General features: G+C 75.6%; 1 protein-coding gene. It reads left to right on the top strand.

The window, feature by feature from the left end; all coding sequences use genetic code 11:
• Window positions 1–803 (top strand): hypothetical protein (locus tag D7V93_RS45705; RefSeq protein WP_158623991.1); only part of this gene is annotated, 803 nt, incomplete at its 5' end.
• Window positions 804–997 lie beyond the last annotated feature (194 nt).

Here is a 997-nt window from a genome sequence, read left to right as displayed (position 1 = left end):
CGCGCGCCCTGGCCACGCAGCTGGGGTGGCCGCAGGCGATGGCGCCCGCGGGGTTGGGCGTGGCGCTGGGGCTGGCGCAGTGGCCGCTCCTGCGGCGCGAGGTGCACGGCGCGGTGGTGTGGGTGGCGGCCTGCGCGGTGGGCTTTGGCCTGGCGGGGCCCGCGGCGGCCTGGGGCGAGCGCGCCAGCCGTGCGGCGGTGCTGGCGCGGCAAGGCGAGCGGATCCCCTCCATCCAGTGGACGGCGCAGGGCATGGCGGTGGTGGCGCTCGGGCTGTGCACGGCCATTGGCGGCGCGTTCCTGCTCGCGAGCCTGCGCACGCAGGTGCTGCCCGGCCCGCGCTCGCGGATGCCCGGCGCCATGGCGCAGTTCGCCATCCTGGGCCTGTTGCTGCCGCTGCTGGTCGCGCTGGAGGCCCGGACCGTGTCGGAGGCGCAGGGGAAGCGGAAGCCGCGGTACGTCAACAACGTCCCGTCCTTCGCGCTGGCTCCGAGCCAGCCGCCCCGGACTTCCTCCTTCAGCCCCGGGTGCGTGTCGCGAGGCTGCGGGCCGGCCATGAGCATGGGTGACGCCCGCCCCCGCGAAATGGAGCCGCTCGACCTCGTGGGCGTGGACGGGAACACCGGGCGGCCCGTGCGCCCGCCGAGGTCCCGGCCCGTGCGAACCGACCGGCCCGACACCGGGACCCCCACCGTCCACGACGAGCACCTGTTCGTGCTGACGGGAACGGGGCGGATCAAGGAGTCGCAGGCCCAGCGGTGGAACAACGCGTCGCAGCCTGAGCCGCCGCCTTCGGTGCCCTGACGCCCCTGGGCGGAGGGCGCACGGCTGCCGTGGGTGGGAACTTCCTTGCCCACCGGATGCAGGCGCTACCGCGGCGTTCGTCGTGAGGTGGACACGCGCGGCGCCGTGGGGGCCGGGCACGGCCATTGCTCTATCGCGAGCGCATGGGACGAGGCGTGTGGGTGGGCGCGTTGGTGAGCGCGCTGGTGTGTGGG

Source organism: Corallococcus llansteffanensis (genome assembly GCF_003612055.1).
Taxonomy (GTDB): Bacteria; Myxococcota; Myxococcia; order Myxococcales; family Myxococcaceae; genus Corallococcus; species Corallococcus llansteffanensis.
Note: the sequence above shows the minus strand (reverse complement) of the source record. Positions and strands in the feature narration are given on the sequence as shown.